This is a genomic window from Roseivirga sp. AWQ4_251, assembly GCF_056158225.1.
The window spans coordinates 1333984-1359223 of the sequence record NZ_JBSWSW010000001.1; the positions used below are offsets into that span (position 1 = coordinate 1333984).

Genomic DNA, 25240 nt, shown 5'->3' on the forward strand with positions numbered 1-25240 from the left:
AACTGGTTTTCTTCCGCGTTAAGCTGTGGCTTAAATTTCAAGGGAAGGGAGGACGGTTTATCGGGCTTGGGATAATCAATAAACGCTTTCAATAGGTTTTAATGGCCATTTTTTGATATTGGAATTTGTCCTCCATGGTTTTCTTCAAAATCAAAACTGCCTTTCATTGTGTGTTTTTTGTCTGTGAAATGCGGTTTTAAGCGTACCTGGTACGGCCACTAGGTGAATCACCCATTGGTATTCAGAGATGTGCCCATATTTTGGATTCTGGTGATACCCCGATTTATAAGAACGCCCTTTCCGCCACCTTTGAGTATCGAAACAAACAAACCTTAAAACGCAACTCAAATGAAAAAACTTCTACTCATCGGGCTCTTAATGACGGTATGCAGCTTTGCATTTTCACAACAGATCGAGATATCGAAATACAACTCCACCGTCTACGAATTCGTGCCAAGGGCAAGGCCACAGGTAAAGATGAAGGCGCTCAGCTTTCAGGTTGCCGCCACTGCCATCGACTACAAGGGGCTTAAGTACGGCTTCGGCATCGGCATGAACTACAAGCAGATCTTCAGCCTGAACTACTTCCACACCAGGGACTACGACACCAAGGAGACCTATATGGACAACCGCTTTGCCGGGGTCTATGCCAGTCTTGTGTTCCCAGTATGCGGGGGCTTCGAGATCGGTGGCGGGGTAAGAAAGGGCACCCTGAACATGGAATGGCAGAAGATGCACTATGGGGGTGAGATCCGCTACAAGTTCAACGACAAGCTTAGGATCGCCTACGAACAGGGCTTTTCTGGCGACCACAAGGCGACAAGCCTTAAACTTATCGTGAACCTTTATTGATACGGCCATGAACAGGGGACTGACGGTAATGGTAATGGTACTGGCCACTGTGCTGGCGACATCCTGCGCAGAAGTGTTCGAGCCAGCGAACACGGTGTACCTGATCAAGAAGGGTAACCACGAGAGCCAAGTGGCCGGAGGCATCAGCAAGGGGGTAAGGACACTGAAGTCGACCCAGATGACGATCTCGGTATGGTTCGATGAAACGGCCCGCTACGACCTGAAGAACAATGACCAGGGGGACATCAACAAGCTTTTCGGCTTTGCTGACTGCAACAGCCTTCACCACGAGAACAGCGCAAGGTTCGGTTGGAACTACAACCTTGAGACGGAGGAGATAGACATTTACTGGTACGTTTATGCGCAAGGTCAGCGAGAGTACGAGAAGATGGGGTCCATGCCCATCGGGGAGAAGCGGGACCTTTCGATACTGCTGATGGGTGACGAGTACGAGTTCAACTTTGACGGCAACGTGCGTACGGTGAAGCGCGGAGCGGACTGCGACCGCGGCATCTATTACCTGCTGTACCCATATTTCGGAGGGGACGAGACGGCTCCCCAGGACATTAGGATATACATAAAAGAGACACTTTAAAGAGCGTGAGCCCCGGAAGTTTGGGCTGTGTTTATGGTAGTTTGTTCGATAAAGCAGGCCGGAGGGCCTGCTTTTTTCCGTTTAAAAAATCCTTTAGGTGAATCACCTAATGCCAGTTAAACAATCACTTAATTTTTAATAACACGGCAATTGCCGACAAATTTTTTAGGCTATTTAGGCAATTTTGAATAAACAAAAACAACATGAAAAAGCTGCTCGCAACCATAATTCTGATACTCTTTGCTTGTACTGCTCAAGCTCAGAAATTCAAAAATACCCGAAGCGAAATGTATCATCTTACTTCTTCTTCTAAAGGACCGAGTATTCAAGCTGGTTTTTCTGTAACAAGATCGGTAAGAGGTACTTATGGTGGGGTAGATGTTTCTTTGACTTTACTGAAAAGCCTTCGTTTTGGATACTTCAACACCAGAGAGGATTTCAATTTGGAAGCTCCTGCTCATAAAGATGTTGGAGGGTATATGAGCTATCAGGTGAAAATCAATGACAACTTTAGAGTTGGCCCAAGATTGAATGTTGTTGTGAGTGATGATCGTTTTGTTTCGCTTATGCCTATGATGGATGCGAGAATTTCATTGAATAAATCATTGGTGTTGGCAACGGGCGCTGGCTTAAGTGATAGATATCCTGTAGTAAATATGGGGTTGTATTTTAAATTAGGTCTGTAAGTTTAATGTCTTCATGAAATATTTATGTATATTAAAAATGGGGAGAAAAAAATGATGAAACATAAGCAGCTATTCACCCCACATTTTTTAACAACTAGCTCAGGGTGTCAAGAAAAACAACTAAATATTGTATCCCTATACACTATAATTATCGATCGGACTTCTGCTTCTTGATCAAAAAATACCTTCATGCTTTTTCAAAATTCTTTTTCAAATTTTTTAGTCGAAAATCAGAGAGATTAAGCCATTCCTTCTCAGTAAGTAGTTTAGTATCAGTTATTCCATTTGGCCTGTTAAAAGGACAATTCGTATTTGCTCCAATATTTCTATATGTACTTTTTGGTGCTGTCCTTCTAGGTGTCTTTTTTTTCTTCATTAGAAAATACTTTGTAAAATCTTATAAAAATTCGTCTGAGGAATCTTCAGAGTACCAAGAGGTGAATTTTCCTTTTACTCATTCCAATGTGCAAACTGACCAAGATGTAGCGGAAGTCAGTCAGTTGTTGCAAATGGCGATGAAGGCGGGGAAGTATGCTGCTTTTCATTGGGAGTTTAAAGAAAATGAAGAAAAGCGGGTTTATACCGAAGAATACTATCGCATGTTGGGTTATGAACCTAACGAATTTCATCCTGAGCGTTCCATTTGGGAGGCTATGATTTATGAAGACGATTTGGGCTACGTCATAGCTAAGGTAGATGAAGTTCTAAATCGGTCGGGGAATTCGGATCGTCCAGAAGACAGTTTTTCGCTTCAGTATAGAAAATATACTAAATCTGGAAAGATCATTTGGGTAGAAGCGAAGGGAATGGTGATGGATCGCGATCAGGAAGGCAAAGCCTCGATACTGACTGGGCTTATCACAGATATTACGCAAAGAAGGCGGGCGGAATTAAAGCTGAAGGAAAGTGAGGAAAGGTTTAGAAAAGTAATTGAAGCCAGTACCAACGGAATTCTTCTTGTGAATGAAGCTGGACAAATTGAGCTCACCAATAACGAACTCAATTTTATGTTTGGCTACGAAACTGAGGAATGGGAGTCGTTGAAACTTGAAGATTTAGTGCCTCTAGATAAGCGCAGTGGCCATGTTAATTTTCGAGAATCTTATTTCAAAGAGCGTTCTCATCGATTTATGGGGAATGGAAGAACGTTTTTGGCACAAAGAAAGGATGGGACTCAGTTTCCTGTTCAAATCGGGCTTAGTCCGCTAGATGTTGAAGGTAAGGCATTTACCTTGGCGGTTGTGGTAGACATGACAGCCTTTGTAAAAGCTGAACAACAACTCAAAAAAGGAGAGAACGAAACGAAGCAGCAAAAACTTAAGTATCAAAGTATTTTCGAGAATATAGGCGATGCAGTTTTTGTGATTGATGTTGAAGCCAAGGATCAATTTAAAATATTAGAATTCAATAAAGCTCAAGAAAAACTTTCGAATAAAACGAGTGCCGAAGTGGCAGGTAAATACTTATCAGAGCTTTTTGATGAAGATAAGAACAAGTTTCTCAATACTAAATTCAATAAATGCGCAGAAACAAAATCTAGAGTTGTATTTCCAGAACTTCAAGAAGTTGGTGGAGAACTTCGCCATTTGGAAACGACTTTGGTTCCGATTTGTGAGGGAGATAAAGCAGTCAGAATTGTGGGTATTTCTCATGATATAACTCGAAGAATGAATGCCGAGGCCAACTTAAAGCACAATGAAGAAAAGTTGAGGCATGCTCTTGAAGCTACTGCTGATGGTTTTTTTGAATGGAATGTTAAAAATGATACGTTAGAATTTAGTCCGCGCGTGTATTATATGCTTGGGTATCAGCCTGAAGATTTCCCTCCAACAAGAGAAGCCATAACGGCAATGATGTATTCTGACAAACAAGAATCGGAGCCTGATAAATACCTCGAATTTGCTAAAAATGTTGAGGACGATTTATTCCAAGAAGAATTAAAATTCAGGAGAAAGGATGGCAATATCATTTGGGTTTTACTCAAAGGTAAGGTAGTAAGCTGGACCAAAAGAGGAGCACCAGCAAGGATTATAGGTAGCCACTTAGATATTACAGCCGATAAAAAACAAGCCCAAGCCATTTTAGCGGCTATTCTGAGCACAGAAGATAACGAGAGAAGTAGAATCTCTAGCGAAATTCACGATGGTTTGCAGCAAACACTCACCATTGCTTCCATTAATTTGGAGTTTTTGAAAAGGGAACTGGAGCAGCTTACTGAATACGCCCAAGGAAAATATGCTGTAGCATGTGAATATTTGAATAAATCCATTCACGAAAGTAGAAGCATAGCGCATAGTTTAATGCCAAAATCGATTCAGGATTACGGTTTGGCCAGGGCTGCTGAGGGCTTGATTGGTGAATTGAACCAAAATATTGAGCAGATTGACTTTTCTTTTTATCATAATCTCTTAAATCTTAAGCAAAAAAATAGTAACATTCATATTGTATTCTTCAGGATACTCCAAGAGGCTTTGAACAACATTGTAAAACATGCCAAAGCCAAAAAAGTAATGGTGCAACTTCGGGAATTTGAAGATATGCTCATGCTAACGGTTGAAGACGATGGTGTTGGATTCGATATTGAAAGAAGAGGTTCCAACGGAAGCTTTGGCTTGAATAGCATGCGCAATAGAATTCAAGCCTTAGGCGGTCACCTTGAAATTGATAGTAAACCAGGAAGAGGTACATCCATAGTAGTTCAAGTATCTAAATCGGAATTCGAATATGAAACCCATTAAACTCATGTTGGTAGATGATCATGCGATGATTATAGACGGATTGAAGACTTATTTAAACGATGATGATCGCTATGAAATCGTAGCAGAAGCAAACGATGGGAATGAGTGTTTGGGCATTCTTGAAAATACCGAAGTAGATATCGTGCTCAGTGATATCAACATGCCTGGCATGAACGGTCTTGATCTTACAAAGGCCATAATGAGTAAGTATTCCGATATAAAGGTTATTGCGCTTACCATGCTTGGTGAAAGTCAGCATATTAAAGAAATGCTCGCCAATGGTGCAATGGGCTATTTACTGAAGAATTGCGGGGAAGATGAGATTAAATTAGCGATTGAAAATGTTTCATCAGGAGGAACTTACTTTTCGCCCGAGGTAACTTCAGTAATCATGAATAACATTAGAAAGGTAAAGAGAAACCATTCTAATCTAATATGGCAGTGGAAATGCCGCTAACACAAAGAGAAATGGAAGTTCTACATTTAATACTCAAAGAATATTCTAATCAAGAAATTGCCGATGAGTTATTTATAAGTGTTAGAACTGTGGATGCGCATAAAAGAAATTTATTGGATAAAACTGGAGCCAAGAATACGGCAGGCTTGGTTTTTTATGCCATTGAACGGCAACTTTTTGACGATCTTTAATATAGGTGAATTACCTATTGAAAAACAATAGGTATTTTAGGTAACTTGAGAAAGTTATTTGTTCCTACTTTTATAGGGATTTAAAAACTCTTGAAATCAATGCTTTTAGGAAAACGGACTCCTACAAGTCTCAAGTTACTTGAGCAACTTTCTACTCTTTACGCATGTAGCTTTGTAGATATGTCCGATTGTATCGCTGGTTTAAAGTCTGCTAACAAGCCTGACACTGAACTTATCTTTATTAATCTTATAGATTTAAGTTGTGAGGAAAAAGAATTGTTGACGGAATTAAAACATAGATTTCCCCAATCTAGGTTGGTGGCTATTCATTTATATCAAGTGGGAGCCATGATCCAGAATACCTTGAACAGAGGCTATGATGCTTATCTCTCCGTTTTTGATTTCTCAGAAAAAATTGAAGGAATTTGCTTAAAGTGGAAAGCTCCTGTCGTTTAAATCTTCTTGAAATCAGCGCTTATTCCTGCTGATATTTAATTTGAATTTATTTTTAATTATTGAATTTCAGTATTTTTCTTAATCTGATTGATTGAGTTTTATACCAGAATTCGAATCCCAACTCTTCCAATAATGAAATCAGGTTCATGATTTCGTTCAGCTTTCTTATTTTAGGGGAGAATAAAATCAGAATGAAATTGACCTATGTGAAATCGATGGCATTTCCAGTGCTATCTATTCTTCTTACTTTTTGCTGCTTCGCTCTACCAGCCCAAAATTACCCTTATCAGAATCCAAAGCTTTCTGTCGAAGAAAGAGTGACTGACTTACTTTCTAGGATGTCTTTAGCCGAAAAAGTACGACAGATGGATATGTACAACGGTGCTGAAATGAAAAGTGGCGAGGTACTAAATATCGAAAAGGTAGAATCTACTTTCAATGACAATTTAGGAGCCGGTTCAGTTCACGATTTATATCCAAAGGATGCCAAAACAGTCAATGAACTTCAGAAATATATCATTGAACACAATCGTTGGGGTATTCCTGCGCTGATTTTCTGTGAGTTTTTACATGGATATTCTGGAGAAGGAAGTACCGCTTTCCCCATGAATATTGGTTTGGGAGCTACTTGGGATGAGGCTTTAATGAAACAAGTAGGGCAAGTAATTGGTACGGAAGGAAGAGCCCACGGAGTTCATTTTGGCTTAGGACCAAATTTGGATTTGGGGCGCGAACCAAGATGGGGACGAATTGCCGAAACTTTTGGAGAAGATACTCATCTGTCTTCAGTTTTGGGAGCTTCTTTAATCCAAGGAATTCAAGGGGAAGATCTTACTTCGGATAGAGCCATGATTGCGGAGCCTAAGCATTTTGCAGCGCATGGTTCACCGCTTTCTGGTGGTAATGCAGGGCCAGTTCCGTTTGGCGAACGTTCCGTGCGTTCAGATTATTTGCCCGTTTTCCGAAAAGCGTTTCAAGAAGCAGGCGCATTAGGCACTATGGCCGCATATTCCGAAATAGATGGTATTCCCAATGCGTCAAATTATCATTTACTGACAGAGGTTTTGCGTGGTGAATGGGGCTTCAAAGGAATTGTGGTTTCTGACTTGGGAGCAATCAAATTTCTTCAAACAAGTCATAGAAGCACTTCTTCACCCAAGGAATCCATCAAGGCTGCAATTTCTGCCGGTATCGATATGCAGTTTTACGATTTTCCAAATGAGCAATTCCAAAATACCATTATTGAATTGGTAGAGTCAGGTGAGTTACCGATGTCGGATGTTGATAGAGCAGCTGGTGGAGTTCTGCGTTTGAAGTTTATATTGGGCTTATTCGAGAATCCCTACACCACACAGACGCTGATTGATGAAAGAAATCATACAGCAAATAATCAGGCTTTGGCTCTTAAAGCGGCTCTGAAATCCATGGTTCTGCTCAAAAATGAGGGCGGTTTGCTTCCGCTTTCCAAAAGCACAAAAAGTGTAGCCGTTTTAGGTCCCTTGGCCGATGAATCCTTGCTTGGAGGCTATGCGGTTCGAAATAAAAAGGCAATTACTGTTTTTGAATGCATAAAGGAATTGTTGGGAACTTTAGCTGAAGTAAATTATGAAGAAGGTGTTCCCTTGATTTATAAGGGGCAGCCAGTTCCAGAAGTGAATCTGCTTCAACCAGATAAAAAGAGCAAAGGACTGAAAGCCTCCTTCTTCAATAATAGAGACTTAGAGGGGAAACCTGCTTTGGAAAGAATTGATGCTAATGTTGCTTTTCAATGGGAAGAATCACCAGGAAAGGGAGTCAATGCTGATCATTTTTCGGTGAGATGGGAAGGCTATTTGGTGCCAGATACCGCATTTGAAGGATGGTTAGGCGTTAGTTCAGACGATGGTGTTCGACTGTTTGTAGATGATGTTCCGGTGATAGATAACTGGAAGAAAGGGGCTACAAATATTGAAACAGCAGCTTTTAATTTTGAAGCAGGACGAGCCTATAAAATCAGGTTGGAGATGTGGGAAGGTGGATATGGAGCAAAAGCTTTTCTGCTTTGGAACAAAGAAAAACCTGATTTTAGCAAAGCGGTTGAACTCGCTAAGAGATCAGATGTAGCCATAGTTGTCGTAGGTGAATCGACTGAGTTGGTTGAAGAGAATAAGGATGTTTCTTCCTTAGATCTGTACGGTTTGCAACAAGAATTTGTAGATGAAATTCTTAAAACCGGAACACCAGTTGTAGCTGTACTGATGAATGGGAGACCTCTTTCTATCAATGGATTAGCTCAAAAAGTTCCTGCTATTTTGGAAGCTTGGTTTCCAGGTGAAAAAGGTGGACAGGCTGTTGCTCAAACCTTATTCGGAGATTTTAATCCAGCTGGTAGATTGCCGGTGACTGTACCTCGAAGCGTTGGCCAACTACCGATTTACTACAGTGCTAAACCAACTCGTAATCATCGTTATGTTGATGAGAAAATCACCCCTTTATACCCATTTGGATATGGATTGAGCTATACCACATTTGAGTACAGCAACCTTACTGTAAATACTTCTGGAGATGGTTTCGTAGAACTCAGCGTAACTGTGAAAAACACAGGGAAACGAGCAGGAGAAGAGGTTATTCAGCTTTATGTAAACGATGTTTATAGCTCGGTTACTACGCCAGTTAAATTGTTGAAAGCTTTTAAAAGAGTGCCTTTAAAAGTAGGAGAGAGCAAAACAGTTAGCTTTAAGCTTACGCCAGAAGATTTGGCACTCTGGAATAGAGATATGAAAAGGGTTGTTGAACCTGGCGAATTCAGAATTTGGGTAGGCCCGAACTCTTCAGAAGGGCTAACCCAAAAGTTTGAGGTTCAAAACGAAATCCGATTAAAGAATTAAGAATTTAAGTTTGGCTCTGTTCCATCTGAAAATGGGCCAGAGCCAAACGAATTTCACCATAGGTGTATTCATCTCCTAATTGCGATTTTACTTCTGAAGTCCCTGTAGTTTCAGGGGTAATAAGCGAAAGAATATTTTTCAATTTCTCTTCAGGAATCAGCCTTTTTATATCCACCTCTCCCGAGGGAATAAACTGGGCTAAATGCCCTTCTATAGTGCTAGGAACGAGATTTCTAGCTTCAGCAATTTCTTCAATGTTCTTTCCTTCTTTATAAAGTTCTAAGCTGATTTCTGCAGTAGGTGTTTTCTTTGTTTTGACTTTGGAATCTTCCTTTGGTGATGGTCTGTTTTTAAAAAGATCGGTTTCTAACAATTGGCTTTTAGACAAGCCTTTGCCTGTTAATGCATTGCTGACCAAAAGTTGAAAGCGTTGAATTTCAGCTTTCTGACTGAAAAACGCAGCCGACAGCGTTTTCAATTCTTTCTGGTAAGTTCTAACCCTTGCTTTTACTCGAATTTCTTCTCTATGTTCGCTTAATTTCCCATTGATACTATCTAACTGCGACATAAAATATGCTTGTGCTTTTGTAGAGCGTTCATTCAGTTCTTCCAGATATTCTTCTTGATTTAGGATTTTGTTCACCTGAGCAATAAATTTCTTTCCAACCTCCTGCAATGGCTCAGTTTGGGCTAAAAGTTCTTTTGTCCAATCCAAGTATTGTTGTTTCGTAGACCTGCCTTCTTCTTTGTCGAAGCTTGCAATATGCTGTTTTAGTGCGTTTAAAAGTCGATTGAAATCAAAAGTGCTTTCTGCCAATTTCAGGTAATATTTTTTCTGATGAACAGGCAATTGCTGTGTCAGCATTTCTGAAGAAGATTTCGACCTAAGAAAGGTTTTCATATGCACATCCTGATCAAAAATGTCTTCAGGAATTGGAGAAGAAAGAACCATTCCGTTGAGGCTTGTGAGTTGGGAAAGTGCCACATAAACCTGGCCTTGCGTAAAAGCATCCGTTAGGTCGAGAATAGCTTTGTCGAAAGTTAGTCCTTGGCTTTTGTGAATGGTTACGGCCCAAGCCAATTTCAGTGGATATTGAGCAAAATTGCCAATTACTTTTTCTTCTATTTCATTGGTTTCTCCATTCAAACTAAAGCGTTTGTTTTCCCAGGTGTACATGCCTACTTCAACCGTATTTCCATCTTCAAATTCAACTTCAATTTGATCGGAATTGAGGTTAGATATTTTTCCGATTTTCCCATTGAAAAACTGGGATTGTCCCGAAGGATCATTCTTAATAAACATGACTTGAGCCCCTTTTTTCAGAATTAAATCTGAAGAAGTTGGGAACATGTTTTCGGGGAAATCACCTTGTGTTTGCGCTTTGAACCTAACTTCTTTATCGGTAAGATTCGCCAAGCGTTTTTCGTTTATTTCGTCTGCTTTACGATTGTGAGTTGTGAGATAAATAAAACCATCTTCCGAAGAATCCTTAGCCTTAGGATCGAAATGCTGGTTCAAAAACTGAATGTCTTCTAGTGTTTGCTGGTTGTTTCTAAAGCGGTTTAGAATCGAAACGAAGGACTTATCTTTTTGTCGGTAAACTTTTTCTAATTCAATATGAATAGGAGGGTTTTCTTTAAGGACTTGAGCATCGAAAAAGTAGCTGCTGTTATAAAGTTCCGAAAGTACGTTCCATTCATTTTCTTTAACTACAGGAGGAAGCTGCAAAAGATCGCCAATAAATAAGATTTGAACCCCACCAAAGGGTTCATGCCTTCTCTTTCTAACGAACCGAAGCATATGATCGATACAATCCAAAAGATCGGCTCTAAGCATACTGACTTCATCAATAATGAGCAATTCCATTTCGCGAAGCATATCGCGTTTGCTACTGTTGAACCTCACGTTTGAGAAAAGATTGAAAAGAGTGGTTACCTGAGCGCCAATTTGAGGAGGGTGATTTCTCACAGGAAGAAATGCGCCAAAAGGCAGATGTAATAAGGAATGCAAAGTTACTCCATTGGCATTGATGGCCGCAATTCCAGTTGGGGCAGCTACAATTGTTTTTTTGTGCGTGTGTTCAACAATGTATTTCAGAAAAGTAGTTTTGCCCGTTCCTGCTTTTCCAGTCAAGAAAATATGCTGATGAGTTGTGTTGATATAGTGTGCTGTGGTGAGTGCAATATCGCTTGGCTGGTAGTTCATAGCTAATGATAGCACCATCCATCTTTTTTTCAAAAGAAAGCGTAGAACAAAACCAAAACCATTCACCCAGGCTGGAAAAAGGGTGAATGGAAATTGAATTTCTGTGTTTTGGTTTAATTTTTAATAGGCAATGATTTTGGTATTGAGGTCAGGAGTTTGCCAGTCCGTTTTTCAGAACTGGCAACTCCCTTCATCAAACCCAGGCCAACACAACCTAAGGCAAACTTTTGCATTGAATTCCGCACATACTCTCGCTTCTCAAATGCCTCAGTAATTAGTTTGGGTGGTTGAAATTATCTTGTGTTGGTTTAATGCCTTTTTTTATTTAGTTAAACTCTTCGAATGATCAGCTAAGGAATTCTTTAAAGTCGTTCTGCAATTAAGAGCTCCATTGCCTGAATTTTTGACTTTAAGGTCAGTATTTCAGCTGAACTGCATAGCATGAAATTGGCTACTCTTGGCAGCTGCTCTAGACTTCTGGCCTTTCGGTAAGGAAATTCTAAGGCTTAAAATGGCTATGGAGAATTCTATTAAAGACATCGTCCAATCAGTTTCTAGCCAACTGTTAATGCCTGTGAGAAACAAGTAGAAGATTAAAGCGAATAGACAAAACCTTGACCGCGACTTTGCATGTCTATCACTTCTTTTCATTTCGCTGATTACAAAAATCAACGCAGTTTGAACAGCAATTTTCATGAATTGAGAATTGAAATTGAGCAGTTCATTTCCTTTGTTCACTTCAGTCAAAATGATCGTAATCTGATAAACCATAGTGAATAATGAAAGCACCAAGAGCAGTGCTATAGAAAGTCTATAAGGTAAGAGCGTTTTCATCAGCTTGAAACATTCGTATTGATGAGTTTTTCGCTGCTGCAATCCGAAACCTGAAGATTAGGTTTCGGACGATGTGGTTTAGGTAGCCAGCTTTTGACCGAAGCTTGAACTAACCTTGTTTGTGTGTTTTGCATTGTTGTGTTGTTTTGAATTTTGAGTTCGTGCCTAAAGGCTCTGTTGTGTTGTTGTTTGATGATCCAAAATTGGGGAAAGAAGCCTCGTCAATCGTCCGAGATTAATATTTAGGACTTATCAAGGGTAAATCCGTACGTTTTAAAATGCCCAAGTTGAACGCTCAAGCGATTCATAATCCATCTATCATCATCTTGAAAGCGTGTTTCGATTGAATTACTAAATTCATGAGCATCAAATAGTTGTTATGAAAAATATTCTAGCCTTAGCCTTTTTATTCCTTAGTACCTCAGCCTTTAGTCAATCGTTAAATAGATCGGGGCTCGATGAATACTTTAAACTTTTAGATGAAAATGATAAAGCCAATATTTCTTTGGCTATTTCTCAAGGAGGAAAAGCGGTTTACCAAAATCAGTCTGGATTTTTGTCAGCGAAAAGAGAAGAGAAAATCAATTCAGAAACCTTATTCAGAATTGGTTCAATTACCAAAACTTTTACCGCAGTAATTATTTTTCAACTTATTGAAGAAGGTGAAATTTCATTAGAAACTAGGCTTTCTACTTATTTCCCGAAGGTTAAAAACGCTGAAAGCATTACCGTAGCACAATTGCTTGGGCACCAAAGTGGTATTCAGAATTTTACTGATTTACCAAATTTCATAACCTACATGACCCAGCAAAAAACTACTGCTGAGCTTCTTCAAATTATGGAAAGTTTGGATTCAGATTTTGAACCAGGTACCGAAGTTAAATATTCAAACAGTGGCTATGTGTTGCTAGGCTTAATGATTGAGAAGGTAACTGGTGAAAGCTATCAAAGTAATTTAATGCAGAGAATCATTGATAAGTTAAGGCTGACACACACGAGTTATGGAGATAGAATAGAGGTTGATAAAAATGAAGCAGCTTCTCAGGTTTTTCAAATGGGTAGATGGATGCCTTTTCCGGCCGAAGGCGATATGAGCATTCCATTTTCAGCGGGTTCTATAGTTTCGACACCTTCCGATTTAAATGAGTTTTTGTATGCATTGTTTCATGGCAAATTGGTTTCAGAACAGAGCATTACAGAAATGAAAAAGTTAAATGGACATTTAGGACATGGCGTTTTTCCTGTTCCTTTTGGAAAGAAAACAGGTTGGGGGCACAATGGAAGAATCGATAATTTCAATTCAGCTGCGTACTATTTTGAAGAAGGGGATATGAATGTTTCTTTAATTTCTAGCGGCACAAATACCTCATTTAATGATATTCTGATTGTGGCGCTCAGTGGTTTTTACGGGGAAGAAATTGTAATGCCTAATTTCAACCCGATTGAACTTTCTAAAAGTGAATGGGCCAATTACATAGGCCAATTCAGCAGTTCGACTTTGCCTATTGAGATTGAAATTGCAACCACTGAAAATGGACTTACAGCTCAAGCTACTGGCCAAGCCGCATTCCTTTTAACTCCGTTTAGCAAAAGGGAATTTAGATACGATTTGGCCGGCATTATTATCGAATTTGCTCAAATAAAGAATAAGGTCGACTATACTTCATTCACCTTAAAACAGGGCGGTCAACAATTCCGGTTTACGAAGAAGTAAATTCTATAACTCGCTCAAAAATTCTAAAGTGTCTACACCATCGGCATAATCCCAAAGTTCTGGCGTTTGGACTTTACCAAGGGAAACGCTGCCTTCGTACCAGCTATTTGCCGAAACCATACACTGAATTTTTTCGCTAAGGCTGGAAAGCTTGAGAGAAAGTTCTGCTTCGTTGTTGTAATACTCATAAAACAGAACCGAAATGGGGGAAACCAATTCTTCACTTTCTTTCAGTAAAAAGAAGCCAGAATCCAAATGAGGTTCTTTGTTAACTAAGTAGATGGATTTATTATAGTCGTAGTTATTTCTGTATTTATGGTGATCTAGAACCTTTTCGTATCCTAGCAGGGCATCAATCAAGGGTACAAAGTTGTAGTCTTTGGGCGCATAAATTTTGGATACATTTCTACAGCCTAATCCGAAATACTGAAAGTAGTCCTTACCAAATTGTTCTAGTTCTTCTGGGGTTTCATCGCCTTTAATAATCGCAATAGAAGTACGGTTTTGCCTTATGATGTGTGGATGTTTTGAAAAATATTGTTTGAAATACCTCGCACTGTTATCAGACCCGGTAGCAATTACAGCATCCACTTCGTTCATTCTTTCTACTTGAATAATGTGATTGGCTAAGTCTTCTGAAATATTTTTAATTTCATGAATGATAAAGCTCATCAGAACGGTATCCTGACTGGATAATTTAATATGAGCTTTATGTCCAGAAATAAGTACAGAGATTAAATCATGAAGGCCAACTAAAGGAATGTTTCCTGCCATTACTAAGCCTACGCGTTTGGCTTCATCAGTTTTGAAAGTATATGGGCTCAACCATTGATTAAGTTTTTCTTCGGTTAAAAGCTCAGCCCAAGCAGAAAGAGCCGCTTCCACACTTTCTTTCGTAAACCAGTTATTGGCGTTGCCGGCTCTGAAAGTTAATTCATCAGTTTGATTTGCGGTAAGGCTTCTAAGTCGGTTTCCCAACTCAGCGAAGGCTTCAATTCTCTTTTGTAACTCCATATTTCTTTAACTTGGGGCAAAAATACACGTTAACTTTACTTCAAAGTCAAATTAGTGATTAGTTTTGCGGCAAATAAAAGGAGAGAGAGTGGAAACTTCTGTTCTCAAATTTTGTTAGCGTACCAATAAGGACTAGAAAAGAGCAGATATGGCAATTATAATTACAGACGAATGCATTAACTGCGGGGCTTGCGAGCCAGAATGCCCAAACACAGCGATCTATGAAGGTGGCCAAGAATGGACTTGGGCTGGTGGAACTGACTTGCACGAAGTAGAATTGGAAGATGGTACTGTTGTGGATGCCAATGAGCCACAAGAGCCAATTTCAGACGAGTTCTATTATATTGTTTCAGGTAAATGTACTGAGTGTACTGGCTTTCATGAAGAGCCTCAGTGTGCAGCGGTTTGTCCTGTAGATTGTTGTGTGGACGACCCTGATTATAGAGAAACCGAAGAAGAATTGGTGGCCAAAAAAGAATGGCTTCACGTATAATTCTTATAAGACTTTAAATAAAATAGAAGCTTCATTTATTATAAATGAGGCTTTTTTGTTGGTGTCTATCTAAGCAAATCACTTTTCTAATGGGAAGTGAAAAATCTACTTAATTAATGCTGTTATAGTGAGCATCCGAAAAGGACCGGCATATCAACTCAATATCTGAGCAAATAATTATTATTTTTATTATTTTATGAAAAAATAAGATTATGAAGCTGATTTTTCTTTTAAGGTACTTTCTAATGTTTGTGTTGCTTGTGGTAATAACTTACTCTGGAATGATGACTATGTCTTTCTTAAATCATGGAAGCCTTTTTTCGTCTGAAAGTAACATTGCCCTGTTTTATTTATTATTGCTTACCAGTACAATTATGGGAATGTTCTATTTACTACATAAAGAGGTAAATAGAACCTGAAGGGTTCGAAACGTAAGTGGAAATCCGGTGTAAGAATTCGCGTTGAAATTATTTAATGAGTATTAAATAAAAAGGGTGTCATTTTTGACACCCTTTTTATTTTCCTGGAAGGAAATCTCGTCCTTACCAAGATTTGAAGTAATTATAAATCAAGCCTTACGGAAAGAATCACATTTCGGCCAGCTGCCACAATTCCCGAGCTGTATGGGCGATATCTCTGATCTGTAATGTTTTCAACGCCACCACTTACGGTAATTCCGTTGTTCAATTTGTAAAGTGCTTTGAAGTTAAGCGTGTACCAAGCTGGTGAGTAAGGGTCTCCATTACTATCTATCGCATACATGTAATCTTTGCCTTTTTCATCCTCAGGCATGTCTTCAAATGCTACTTGACTGCTATAATTTAAATAGAAATCGAGTTTTAAGTTTTGTTGACTGAAGGTAACTCTTGTTACGCCAAACATTGGTGCCGCATGTCTCGATGGGCTCGTAGTTCCATCGTCCAGCTCTTCTTCTCCATGCTGATAATTTAGTCGAGAAGAAACCCCAAAACCTGAATTCAACTTCAATTCTATACCTGCTTGAATTCCATAAACTTTCGTGTATGCAGCATTTTGAATTGCCTGAACTTGGCTCAATTCACCATCATACATGATTTGATCTTGTCCATTTAAAGTAAAATCTCTTCTAACTAAAGCATTTTCAAGTCTAGTATAGAAGCCTGTGAAATCGATTTTGAAGGTAGAATTGAAGATTTTGGCAAAACCAATTTCAGCATTGTAGGCATATTCTGGCCCTAAATCTGGATTTGGAACCACAACAGAACCTGGTTCAGAATCAAATACTTTTCCTGAATCATCAATGTTAGGCGATCTGAAACCTGTTGAAAGATTGGCAGAAAGCGTCATGTCAGGTTCAGGATTTACAATTAGGCCTAAACTTCCGGTCAGAGCACCATTTCTCATTTTAGCTTTTTCGAATGGGAAAGGATAGAATCTGGTATCGAAAGTGGCGTTTATACCAAACCAGTTATATCGCGCACCCGCTTGCAAAAACGCTTTTGGTGAAAGTCTATGTTTGAATGAGCTGTAAAGGGCAATGCTCTTCCAGTCGGACTGAGGGTAACGAGCAGGGCCATCTACTACCTCGCCAGTTTCTACATTCTCATCCGTTCCAATAGATTCTACGTCATCTTTAACGTATTCAATGCCGTAAAACAATTCACTGTTTTCTAAAAGGTGTTTGCTGAAATCAACATTGAAGGAATAGGCATTAACCTTTTCAATTCGGCTGGCTCTAGTGTCTCCTCCAAAGTCTCTATCGATTCTGCTTTCTTCAAAGAACTGATGAGCCAATCGGATAGTCATCTGATCGAAGATTCCGGCTTCTCCCTGATAATTCACATTTAAATTATTCATCAACCATTCTTGTGGGCCGTAATTCCACTCGGCACTTCTTGGATTTCCGCCTCTGGTTCTGATCAAACGATCATATCTAGAATAATCCGTAGTGGTAGAATAGTGCAGTCCGTAGGTTAAATCCCAATTCGCGCTTGGCTTAAACCTGATTTTCTGCATCATATTGGTTTGATTGTAACCCGTTGGTTTTTGTACCAAAGGATCGTCATTGGTTACTGCCACATCTTCACCGTTGATTCTTTCTACATAGAATGGCTTCAAGTATTCATCAGGTCCATGAGATCCCATGCGAAGGTCGCCATAGTGAAATTGAGAATAGCTTGAAACTAGAGCCCATTTTTTCCAGCCTACATTGATGTCAAAATGAGCGGTTTGTTCGCTGTTCGCTGAAGAAACACGCGCCAGAGCACTGCCTTTTACCAAGGTTTCATCCGTCAATGAAAGTTGAGGATTCAAAGTTTGAAAACTCATAACTCCACCAATGGCATCACTTCCATAGATTACCGAACCAGGGCCAAACAGAACTTCGGCACTTTCGGTTGCGAAAGGATCGAGTGATATAACATTCTGTAGATTTCCCCCACGGAAAATGGCCGTGTTCATTCTAACACCATCAACCGTAATCAAAAGTCTGTTTGTTGAAAAACCTCGAATCATTGGGCTTCCGCCTCCTTGCTGACTCTTCTGAACAAAAACCTCGCCTGACTGCCCTAAAAGATCGGCTGCCGTTTGTGGGTTTTGCAACTGAATATCCTTTGGGGTAATAGTGGTTATTTTGTTTGGCACTTCCTGAAGTCCTTCGTTCCATTTTGAAGCGGAAACCACAACGTCATCGAGAGAGAATCGAGTTGGAGACATCTCAATTGTAAAGCCTGAACGAGAAAGTTCATCATAGCTAAAAGTCTGCTTTTCGTAACCTAAAAGCCTTACTTCGATTTCTTCGGCATTCGCAAAAACACTAATATGGGCTTGGCCTTTTATGTTAGTTACCACAAAGGCTTTAGGCGATTCACTGGCCAATGTGACCATTTCTAAAGGTTCCTTGGTGTTTTTGTCAGTTATTGTAATTACTACCTGAGCTGTAGCTTGCATAGCGCATAGCAAAAAGCAACAGGCAATGAAAATCTGTTTCATAAGTCTGTTAAAAAAGTTTTAAATGTTTTTTGGTTTGGTGTTGAACCACTTAAAAAATGAATAAGCCCATCTGGTTCGTGGGAAAAACACATAAATGATTATCCACGAATTCACTGAAATTCGGCCAGAGTTCTTCTGAAGATTTTAAGCAGTTAGTATAATTTATTAGGCAACACATTGCGGGGGAGGGGCATCCGCAGCAAATAAAATGGACTTATAAAATGCGATGTAGTTTTGGTAGTATTTAGCCGATTGTTTTGAAAGAATGGCAGGATATTGTGCTTCAGGCTGCATGTAAACGGCTTTGAATAATGAAGATATAAGTTTGCTGTCTTCTTCATCTTCTTCCCCTTCCATGTTCAATATCAATAATTGGTGAAGCCTTTGATTAATTAAACTTTCCAGTTTGTCCCAGTACACATAAAGGTAGGTTGTGTCTCCTCGCTGCTCTTTTTTGGCCACATCATACATTTGGCTATTGTATTCAAACTCACGGTCGTGTTCCCAACGCAGCTCGTTTTTAAGTTGCTCTTTGGTAAATTTTAACCAGAGCATTTCAGCAGGTTCCGATGGATTAGAAAGAAGGGTTTGCGCTTGCTTACGAGCTTTTGATTTCTCGAATTCCAGAAAAATATAAGTTCCACCAAAAGGCAGAACCAACAATGCTAGCAATATAGATGCAACAATTGGCTTCAAGGGTACTCCAGTCTCTCTCTTCAGCCCAAAAGTAAAATTATCCCGCTTTTAAAGCACAACTTTTGTATGGAAAGCCCTGCGGTTATAGGCTTGGCTCAAAGCTTGGATGATTGGAGAATGTTAATCTTCGTATTCAATTTTATTCAAAATGAGGCCAGAGGCAGGCGCAACGTAAAAAACATCGGAGGTATGCTCATTTTTCAGAGTCAGTTCAATTTCTTCCAAAGTAGTTTTGCCTTCGCCTAAGAGCAGCAATTGTCCCATGATTTTTCTGATTTGATGTCGTAAAAAACCTTTCGCTTTTATTCTAAGCAGATAAGTTTGTTTAGGGAAGAAGTTTGCCTCGTATTGCTCATTGGGCTCTATTCTGGAGAAAAGCACTTCTCTTTGGGTTTGCGTTTTCTCATTTGGTTGTTTGCAATACGCGGTAAAATCATGAAAACCTTCAAAAAGTTTGGCTCCCTTTTTCATCAACTCTAAATCTAAAACTGTAGGAACTGTAGTGATCAAAGGAGCGCAGAAAGGATGAGCTTTTTCTCCAAAAGAGAATAAATAGATGTATTCCTTTGTGCGGGGTGATTTTATGATGTTGAAGCTTTTGTCAACTTCTTTTACTGATAGAGCACTGATGTCAGCTGGTAAGTTAAGATCGAATTCTTGAAGAAAATTTTCTTGGATAGGCTCTTCGGTAAATAACTCTAGCGCAAATTCATTAGCCGATACTTTGGCATCGGTTCTACTGCTTCCCAAGGTTTTAAAATTGTTGTGGCCAAAGACAAAGGTCAGGGTTCTATCCACCATATGATGAACTGTTTTTACCTGAGGTTGCTTGGCCCAGCCATGGAAACGATAACCAAGATACTGAATACGGATCAGGTAAAAGAACTTCGCTTTCATGCTGTAAATTTAGGCAGAAGCCCTTTTACCCAAACCATTTCTTTAATCTATTGTATTAAATCTTTTCTAAGGCTTCTTTGGCTGCTCTATATCCTTGGCTTACACCGCCTGTCCAGCTTTGGTGCCCATTTAATTCAGAATGGCCAATGATTACCCTACCAAAGCCTTTGCTTACTACTTCTCTCGGAGAAGGATTTCCATCTTTTCCGAAGTAGAAACCTGGTGGTTGAGTAATTCTGGCATGGCCCCAACGGTTCAAAGTAATTCCTGCAATATCCTTTTCTGGATTGAAGCCAGCCGCTCCAAACTGTTCCAGCATTTGGGTTCTTAATTGCTTTTCATAATCAAAGAAGCTGGTACTGAATATTTTTGCTCTTGCCGCCATGTTTTGCTGTGCCAATGGCATTCCTGGGTTATTCACACCCATATAGAAAGTAAGAACAGCAGGTTGATCGGGGTGAAGCGGAGGGTTGTAGTCTCCGATAACCATCGACTTTCGGATATTGCATGAAAAACCAAATCCATCGCCAAACCATTGAGCTGCTGTAATCCCTAGCTTATACATAAAGCGCCAGTTGGTTAAAGCAACATTGGCGATTAGTGCAGGCGCATAGGTGAATTCATCGTAAGCGGTTTTGATATCTGAAGGTAAATCACGAATGATATGCTTATTGATCCACCCTCCTGAAGCCATTACAGCTGTTCGGGCTTTCACTTTGTAAACGGTTCCGTTTTGTTCGTAAAGTATGTTTACAAATTCCGATGAATCAGGATTTCCTTCATGTTGAACGCTCAAAACGGTAGCGCCAACTCTCATTCTTACCTTATTGCTTTCGTTGTCTAAGGCCGCAAAGTTCACTGACTGATTGGTGATATCTTCAAAAGTGTGATTGCCTTCGATAGAACCTGGGATCAAATCTTTCACGAAGAAACGAGCAAAGGCAGTGTTTCCTCCCGGGAAAGAAAGCGGTAACGAAGCATTTTTGCCTCTCGACCTACCTGTGCCTGGCATACCAATTTGAGAAGCCGCATAAGCCGAAATTACATCAGGGCCAGCACCATTAATTAGCCCAATGACAGGAGCAGTGTATTCTGTTACTTGGGAAGAAAACTTGAGCTCTTTCTCCAAAAGATCTTTGTAAGTCATCGAATCCAGAAATTTGGCATATTCCAAACCTCTTCTATCACCACGGTGATATCTCCAGGCTAACAAATCCTTTTTAACATCTTCTGAAAATGGCGCATTGGCCAAGTCATCTCTCCAAATATTGTTGAACCATTGGTTAGAAGATACATTTTGACCTTCCTTAAAAAAATAGCCGATATCTACTTTCGATTCTGCTACGCCCGTCATATGAGCGTAATTGTCTAAACCGAATTCTAAGGGTTTTAAGTCTGGACTCCAAGTTTGGTATTCGAACTCCCTTGGGATTTTTAGTTCATCAAAAAGTTGGTCGGTTATAGAACCTGTGCCTTTTGCTGGCACGCCAAAATCGTTGGAACCTTGCGGCCCCATCAGCCGAATTCCGTTTACATCGAACTCGTTTCGCTTAGCTTCTCCGCCAAAAATGGGATGGTTTTCTAGAATCAAACACTTCTGATTTTCCGCAGTATTTTTTTTGAAGTAATGGGCTGCGCCTAAACCACTCATGCCTCCGCCTACAACCACCATGTCATAAACTTCGCCTGTATCTTTTATTTTCAGATCAGGATTGGCATAAACACCATCTCGAATTTTATGAGCAGCTTCCATAACTGAACGCGTGTTTCCTGAAGCGTTTGCATAATCACCCACGGCTCCGTAGCCCGTCCAAGCGTCTTTTTCAATGGGATTTGATTTGGCACTTTCACATCCTAAAAAGGACAGCGGGGCAGCAGCTCCTAATAATGTGCCGCCAACGCCAATCAGCGTTGAGTTTACAAAGTCCCTTCGGGTGATCTTTTGATTCAGACCTAAGGATTCGTCAGACGGTTTTTTCTTCATAGCAAGTGAGTTCTAGCAAATTTGTTTAAGGTAGAATGGGAATTTAGGGAATAAGAAAGTTGTGAGCGGGGAGAAATTTATGGGTGGTTGGGATTATTGATAAAGCTCAAGGCAAACTTATCAAAGTTGCCCTTTCGACTTCAGAGTGCTCAAAGCCCGATTCAAACTTCTTAAGGTAATCCCTAAATAACTTGCAATGTCTGGTTTGCTAATCAAGTTGAAGAAATTAGGTAGCTCTTGATTCAACCTTAATAAATTAGCTTCAATCGGGTGAGATTGATGAAAGGAATGCCGGATGGCCTTGTAGTGAACTTTGGTGGCTAAAGCTTTTAAAATCAATTGATTGAATGTGGAATCACTTTTAAGTGTTTCTTGGAAAATAGGCTTCGAAATCTGGTAAATTTCCATTTCCGTTATGGCCTGAATATAGGAGAAAGCCGGGTGATCGTTGATCAATTCTATTTCTCCGAATAATGCCCCTTCGGCAAAAAATTCCTGAATAAAGTCATTGCCATTGTCTTCAACCAAATAGCATTTCGCCAATCCAGTTTCAATAATAAAGGCATTGAAAACTTGCTGTTGAGGAGCCAAAATTATTTCTCCTGCAGAAATATGACTTCGGATTAGCCCATTTTCAGGTGCGTGTTCAGCTAAGTTTTTAATATAGTTTAAAAGTTCTGGGTTGCTTCTTATCATCGCTTTGGGACAAATGTCCTTTACTGATTCAATCCTTAGCTGTTTCTTTGTCGCAATTTAACAGATTAATCAAAAGCATGACTTCCGAAAGACTGATACGACAAATTGAATTCATTAAGGAAATCGATAAACTGAAGTATATAAAGCGTAAAACGCGCTTGATTAATAGCGATAGACACGAAAACGATGCTGAACACAGCTGGCATTTGGCCATGATGGTTTTGGTGCTTTCCGAACATGCCGATGCGAGTTTTAATCAGCTTAAGGTGATTAAAATGTTGCTCATTCATGATATTGTTGAAATAGATGCTGGCGATACATTTTTATTCGATCAGCAGAAAAGTCATGATAATTCTGAGGAAGAGCTTTTGGCTGCGGAAAGGATTTTCGGAATCCTCCCCGATGATCAAAAAGAGGAAATGATTGCTATTTGGAAGGAGTTTGAAGAAGGAGAAACTCCTGAAGCCCGATTTGCAAAAGCTCTAGATAGGTTTGAGCCAGTGTTGCAAAACACATCGAATAAAGGAGGAACCTGGGCTGAATTTGATGTCAGTTTTGAAGAGGTTATTCAGAAATTAAGCAAAATAGGTAAAGGTTCTTCCGCAATCTGGGATTTCGCCCAAACCTTGATTGAAGAGAGTGTTGAAAAGGGAGAGGTGAGAAAGCTCTAGCGTTTCACGGTTTTGGTATATTTGATTTTTCTTAAGCTAAGTTCTCTGAGTTTTTTCTGAATGAAGCTTAGAAAGTCAGTATCTGTATAAGGGTCGGCTGAAATTACCATTACAGCATTTTCTACGGATACATTGTTCTGGATTCTATTTTGGATGGCTTCGAACAAAACCGATTCAAAGCTAGCAATGGGCAAATGTTCATTATTGAAATTTACGGTTCTATCTTCTTTTACTTGAAGGTTGAACTCACAATATTTTTCTGAGAAAAGCTGGTAATAGGTGAAAAGGGCGATACGAGCCTGATCAGTTTCATTGGCCTTAAGTATGGATTTGTCTTTTTTGATCTCGGCAAGTGCCCTTTCATCTATATATTTTTTGATTCCGTAGTGTTCTGGTTTGGCGTAAGGTAGTTCGGCCTGGAGCTTATCATAAATGGCACTGGCATCCTTCAGGTCAGCAGAATCCAATACGCTCGCTTCCAACAAAGCTTTGCTAAATAGCTGAATCTCTTCTTCAACATTAAACTCTTCATCATTATAGGCTTTTGAAAGTTTGAGAGAAAAAGGTAAAAGGGTTTGAGCAATCAAAAGTAAAGAGAGGGCAGAAAGGGAAAGAATAGCTAAACGGTGCTTCATAAGAATATTGACTAAAAATTTAGTTGAATGTAAGTTTTAGTTTTCAACCATGCAAGTTTTAGCTTCTTCAAGAGTTGGTCAACTGGCTTACCGAATACAAAAACATCTTACTTCTTGTACCGTTACGGGGATTGAATTAATATAGGGGTTTAACTAAAATTTTCTCTGCTTTGGGTTTTATTGAAGATGCCGTTTCGGGTTTCAGTGGTTGGATTTGGGGAATTCCTCTCTTAATCTTAGTAATGGGAGGAGGATTTATCTTCTTGATTTACTCTCGTTTTTTACCGTTTAAATATTTGCTGCACGCCATTAATGTGTTGCGGGGAAAATATGATAAAAAGGACGAGGTTGGCCAAATTACGCACTACGAGGCACTTTCTACTGCCATTGCTGCTACCGTGGGTATGGGGAATATCAGTGGAGTGGCAGTAGCCATAACCATGGGTGGTCCAGGAGCAATTTTCTGGATGTGGATTTCTGCTTTCTTCGGAATGGCCACTAAGTTTTTCACTTGTACGCTTGCCGTAATGTATCGTGGAAAAGATAGCGAAGGAGAAGTGAGAGGCGGCCCAATGTATGTGATTACTGAAGGCTTAGGGCAAAAATGGAGACCTATGGCGGTCTTCTTCTGTATTGTAACACTTGTTGGTGCCTTGCCTATTTTTCAAGCGAATCAATTGACAGCCGCTTTAAATGCTGTTTTGGGGCCTTCAATCGGTTATGATACCACTGCTTCTTTCCAGGTATTCGATGCTTCAGTTAGCATTTCTTCCTTAGTGACAGGAATCACGCTTATGCTGCTCGTGTCGCTTGTAATTTTCGGTGGAATCAAGAAAATCAGTAAGGTAGCGTCAAAGTTAGTGCCTTCTATGGTTGTGCTTTATTTTGTGTTGGTGGTTTACATTCTTTTACAAAACGTATCTGAAATTCCTTCCATTTTTGCTTCGATTTTCGATGAAGCCTTTACGGGAAGCGCCATTTTAGGTGGAGGAATTGGTGCCGTTATTATAACTGGAGCTAAACGCGCTGCATTTTCTAACGAAGCGGGAATTGGTACTGCGCCTATGGTGCATGGCGATACAAAAACCGATGAACCCGTGCGTGAAGGGTTAGTGGCTATGTTGGGGCCTGCCATCGATACAATTTTGGTTTGTACTTTAACCGCTTTGGTGATTTTAGGAACAGGCGTTTACGAACAATATGTTGGCGCTGAAGATACTGGGCTTTTGGGCGTTACTTTAACATTGGAAGCTTTTAATACCGCCATTCCGGGTGTAGGGGGCTATTTGCTAGGCCTTTGTATTTTGGTGTTTGCTGTATCCACTTTGCTTTCTTATTCTTACTATGGAGTGAAAAGTATGTCGTTTATGTTTGGTGCGAAAAACGGGCAATACTATAACTACATCTACATTGCTACCATTGTGGTAGGGGCGGTGGCTTCTTTAGGCTTTGTTGTGAGTTTGATCGATAGCGGATTCGCCTTGATGGCTATTCCAACTATGGTTTCAGCGCTTATTCTAGCTCCCAAAGCTATGAACGCTGCCAAGGATTATTTCAGAAGATATAAAGCTGGGGAGTTCGATTAAGA

21 protein-coding genes are annotated in these 25240 nt (G+C 39.8%); 12 read left to right on the forward strand and 9 right to left on the reverse strand.

Features of this window, described 5'->3' with window-relative positions:
• The first annotated feature begins 348 nt into the window (after nt 1–348).
• The 8 genes from ACXACJ_RS05965 to ACXACJ_RS06000 all read left to right on the forward strand — a co-directional run bounded on the left by ACXACJ_RS05965 (nt 349) and on the right by ACXACJ_RS06000 (nt 8842).
• Nucleotides 349–852: a hypothetical protein gene (locus tag ACXACJ_RS05965; protein WP_475132470.1), complete on the forward strand. Its 504-nt coding sequence runs from the start codon at nt 349–351 to the stop codon at nt 850–852.
• A 7-nt stretch (nt 853–859) separates the two neighbouring features.
• Nucleotides 860–1447: a hypothetical protein gene (locus tag ACXACJ_RS05970; RefSeq protein ID WP_475132471.1), complete on the forward strand. Its 588-nt coding sequence runs from the start codon at nt 860–862 to the stop codon at nt 1445–1447.
• Nucleotides 1448–1650: 203 nt separating this feature from the next.
• A complete protein-coding gene (locus ACXACJ_RS05975) occupies nt 1651–2133 on the forward strand; it encodes a hypothetical protein (RefSeq protein ID WP_475133384.1) in 483 nt (160 codons plus the stop codon).
• Between the two features lie 437 nt (nt 2134–2570).
• Complete coding sequence (locus tag ACXACJ_RS05980; protein WP_475133386.1) at nt 2571–4871, forward strand: PAS domain S-box protein; 2301 nt, start codon at nt 2571–2573, stop codon at nt 4869–4871.
• Nucleotides 4858–5328, forward strand: a complete 471-nt coding sequence (locus tag ACXACJ_RS05985) for a response regulator (RefSeq protein ID WP_475133388.1) — start codon at nt 4858–4860, stop codon at nt 5326–5328. The genes ACXACJ_RS05980 and ACXACJ_RS05985 overlap by 14 nt, the downstream gene beginning before the upstream one ends.
• An 11-nt stretch (nt 5329–5339) precedes the next feature.
• Entirely contained in the window at nt 5340–5519 is a 180-nt protein-coding gene (locus tag ACXACJ_RS05990; protein ID WP_475133389.1) for a response regulator transcription factor, read from the forward strand.
• Between the two features lie 99 nt (nt 5520–5618).
• Complete coding sequence (locus tag ACXACJ_RS05995; RefSeq protein WP_475133390.1) at nt 5619–5975, forward strand: hypothetical protein; 357 nt, start codon at nt 5619–5621, stop codon at nt 5973–5975.
• Between the two features lie 146 nt (nt 5976–6121).
• The gene (locus tag ACXACJ_RS06000; RefSeq protein ID WP_475133392.1) at nt 6122–8842 is read left to right on the forward strand and encodes a glycoside hydrolase family 3 protein; all 2721 of its coding nucleotides are present in this window, start codon (nt 6122–6124) and stop codon (nt 8840–8842) included.
• Between the two features lie 4 nt (nt 8843–8846).
• On the opposite strand, the gene ACXACJ_RS06005 is transcribed toward ACXACJ_RS06000, so the two are convergent.
• Nucleotides 8847–11066, reverse strand: a complete 2220-nt coding sequence (locus ACXACJ_RS06005; RefSeq protein ID WP_475133393.1) for a helix-turn-helix domain-containing protein — start codon at nt 11064–11066, stop codon at nt 8847–8849.
• A gap of 405 nt (nt 11067–11471) precedes the next feature.
• On the reverse strand, nt 11472–11882 hold the full coding sequence (locus tag ACXACJ_RS06010; RefSeq protein WP_475133394.1) for a hypothetical protein: 411 nt from the start codon (nt 11880–11882) through the stop codon (nt 11472–11474).
• Between the two features lie 379 nt (nt 11883–12261).
• Here ACXACJ_RS06010 and ACXACJ_RS06015 point away from each other — a divergent pair, with 379 nt between their 5' ends.
• Complete coding sequence (locus ACXACJ_RS06015; protein ID WP_475133395.1) at nt 12262–13596, forward strand: serine hydrolase domain-containing protein; 1335 nt, start codon at nt 12262–12264, stop codon at nt 13594–13596.
• 3 nt (nt 13597–13599) lie between these two features.
• Here ACXACJ_RS06015 and ACXACJ_RS06020 read toward each other — a convergent pair whose 3' ends face one another.
• The gene (locus ACXACJ_RS06020) at nt 13600–14610 is read right to left on the reverse strand and encodes an acyl-CoA reductase (RefSeq protein WP_475133396.1); all 1011 of its coding nucleotides are present in this window, start codon (nt 14608–14610) and stop codon (nt 13600–13602) included.
• 148 nt (nt 14611–14758) lie between these two features.
• Between ACXACJ_RS06020 and ACXACJ_RS06025 the strand changes: the two genes are divergently transcribed.
• Entirely contained in the window at nt 14759–15103 is a 345-nt protein-coding gene (locus tag ACXACJ_RS06025; protein WP_475133397.1) for a 4Fe-4S dicluster domain-containing protein, read from the forward strand.
• Between the two features lie 561 nt (nt 15104–15664).
• Here ACXACJ_RS06025 and ACXACJ_RS06030 read toward each other — a convergent pair.
• The 5 genes from ACXACJ_RS06030 to ACXACJ_RS06050 all read right to left on the reverse strand — a co-directional run bounded on the left by ACXACJ_RS06030 (nt 15665) and on the right by ACXACJ_RS06050 (nt 22346).
• Nucleotides 15665–18073, reverse strand: a complete 2409-nt coding sequence (locus ACXACJ_RS06030) for a TonB-dependent receptor (RefSeq protein WP_475133399.1) — start codon at nt 18071–18073, stop codon at nt 15665–15667.
• A 165-nt stretch (nt 18074–18238) separates the two neighbouring features.
• Nucleotides 18239–18769: a hypothetical protein gene (locus ACXACJ_RS06035; protein WP_475133400.1), complete on the reverse strand. Its 531-nt coding sequence runs from the start codon at nt 18767–18769 to the stop codon at nt 18239–18241.
• Nucleotides 18770–18889: 120 nt separating this feature from the next.
• Nucleotides 18890–19666, reverse strand: a complete 777-nt coding sequence (locus tag ACXACJ_RS06040; protein ID WP_475133401.1) for a tRNA pseudouridine synthase A — start codon at nt 19664–19666, stop codon at nt 18890–18892.
• 55 nt (nt 19667–19721) lie between these two features.
• Nucleotides 19722–21650, reverse strand: coding sequence for an NAD(P)/FAD-dependent oxidoreductase (locus tag ACXACJ_RS06045; RefSeq protein ID WP_475133402.1), 1929 nt, complete (start codon nt 21648–21650; stop codon nt 19722–19724).
• Nucleotides 21651–21770: 120 nt separating this feature from the next.
• A complete protein-coding gene (locus tag ACXACJ_RS06050) occupies nt 21771–22346 on the reverse strand; it encodes a Crp/Fnr family transcriptional regulator (protein ID WP_475133403.1) in 576 nt (191 codons plus the stop codon).
• Between the two features lie 77 nt (nt 22347–22423).
• Between ACXACJ_RS06050 and ACXACJ_RS06055 the strand changes: the two genes are divergently transcribed.
• Nucleotides 22424–23017, forward strand: a complete 594-nt coding sequence (locus ACXACJ_RS06055; RefSeq protein ID WP_475133404.1) for an HD domain-containing protein — start codon at nt 22424–22426, stop codon at nt 23015–23017.
• Here ACXACJ_RS06055 and ACXACJ_RS06060 read toward each other — a convergent pair.
• Nucleotides 23014–23652 (reverse strand): hypothetical protein, encoded by a 639-nt coding sequence (locus tag ACXACJ_RS06060; protein ID WP_475133405.1) that lies wholly within the window; start codon nt 23650–23652, stop codon nt 23014–23016. The two genes, ACXACJ_RS06055 and ACXACJ_RS06060, sit on opposite strands and share 4 nt — an antisense overlap.
• 170 nt (nt 23653–23822) lie before the next feature.
• On the opposite strand from ACXACJ_RS06060, the gene ACXACJ_RS06065 reads away from it, so the two are divergent.
• On the forward strand, nt 23823–25238 hold the full coding sequence (locus tag ACXACJ_RS06065; protein WP_475133406.1) for an alanine/glycine:cation symporter family protein: 1416 nt from the start codon (nt 23823–23825) through the stop codon (nt 25236–25238).
• Nucleotides 25239–25240: the final 2 nt, after the last annotated feature.

Coding starts and splice junctions, on each gene's coding strand:
- ACXACJ_RS06045 (WP_475133402.1), bottom strand. CDS start 21,650: ATGAAGAAAAAACCGTCTGACGAATCCTTAGGTCTGAATCAAAAGATC.
- ACXACJ_RS06050 (WP_475133403.1), bottom strand. CDS start 22,346: ATGATAAGAAGCAACCCAGAACTTTTAAACTATATTAAAAACTTAGCT.
- ACXACJ_RS05995 (WP_475133390.1), top strand. CDS start 5,619: ATGCTTTTAGGAAAACGGACTCCTACAAGTCTCAAGTTACTTGAGCAA.
- ACXACJ_RS06025 (WP_475133397.1), top strand. CDS start 14,759: ATGGCAATTATAATTACAGACGAATGCATTAACTGCGGGGCTTGCGAG.
- ACXACJ_RS06030 (WP_475133399.1), bottom strand. CDS start 18,073: ATGAAACAGATTTTCATTGCCTGTTGCTTTTTGCTATGCGCTATGCAA.
- ACXACJ_RS06055 (WP_475133404.1), top strand. CDS start 22,424: ATGACTTCCGAAAGACTGATACGACAAATTGAATTCATTAAGGAAATC.
- ACXACJ_RS05970 (WP_475132471.1), top strand. CDS start 860: ATGAACAGGGGACTGACGGTAATGGTAATGGTACTGGCCACTGTGCTG.
- ACXACJ_RS05965 (WP_475132470.1), top strand. CDS start 349: ATGAAAAAACTTCTACTCATCGGGCTCTTAATGACGGTATGCAGCTTT.
- ACXACJ_RS06015 (WP_475133395.1), top strand. CDS start 12,262: ATGAAAAATATTCTAGCCTTAGCCTTTTTATTCCTTAGTACCTCAGCC.
- ACXACJ_RS06060 (WP_475133405.1), bottom strand. CDS start 23,652: ATGAAGCACCGTTTAGCTATTCTTTCCCTTTCTGCCCTCTCTTTACTT.
- ACXACJ_RS05985 (WP_475133388.1), top strand. CDS start 4,858: ATGAAACCCATTAAACTCATGTTGGTAGATGATCATGCGATGATTATA.
- ACXACJ_RS05975 (WP_475133384.1), top strand. CDS start 1,651: ATGAAAAAGCTGCTCGCAACCATAATTCTGATACTCTTTGCTTGTACT.
- ACXACJ_RS06010 (WP_475133394.1), bottom strand. CDS start 11,882: ATGAAAACGCTCTTACCTTATAGACTTTCTATAGCACTGCTCTTGGTG.
- ACXACJ_RS06000 (WP_475133392.1), top strand. CDS start 6,122: ATGATTTCGTTCAGCTTTCTTATTTTAGGGGAGAATAAAATCAGAATG.
- ACXACJ_RS06005 (WP_475133393.1), bottom strand. CDS start 11,066: ATGGTGCTATCATTAGCTATGAACTACCAGCCAAGCGATATTGCACTC.
- ACXACJ_RS05990 (WP_475133389.1), top strand. CDS start 5,340: ATGGAAGTTCTACATTTAATACTCAAAGAATATTCTAATCAAGAAATT.
- ACXACJ_RS06040 (WP_475133401.1), bottom strand. CDS start 19,666: ATGAAAGCGAAGTTCTTTTACCTGATCCGTATTCAGTATCTTGGTTAT.
- ACXACJ_RS06020 (WP_475133396.1), bottom strand. CDS start 14,610: ATGGAGTTACAAAAGAGAATTGAAGCCTTCGCTGAGTTGGGAAACCGA.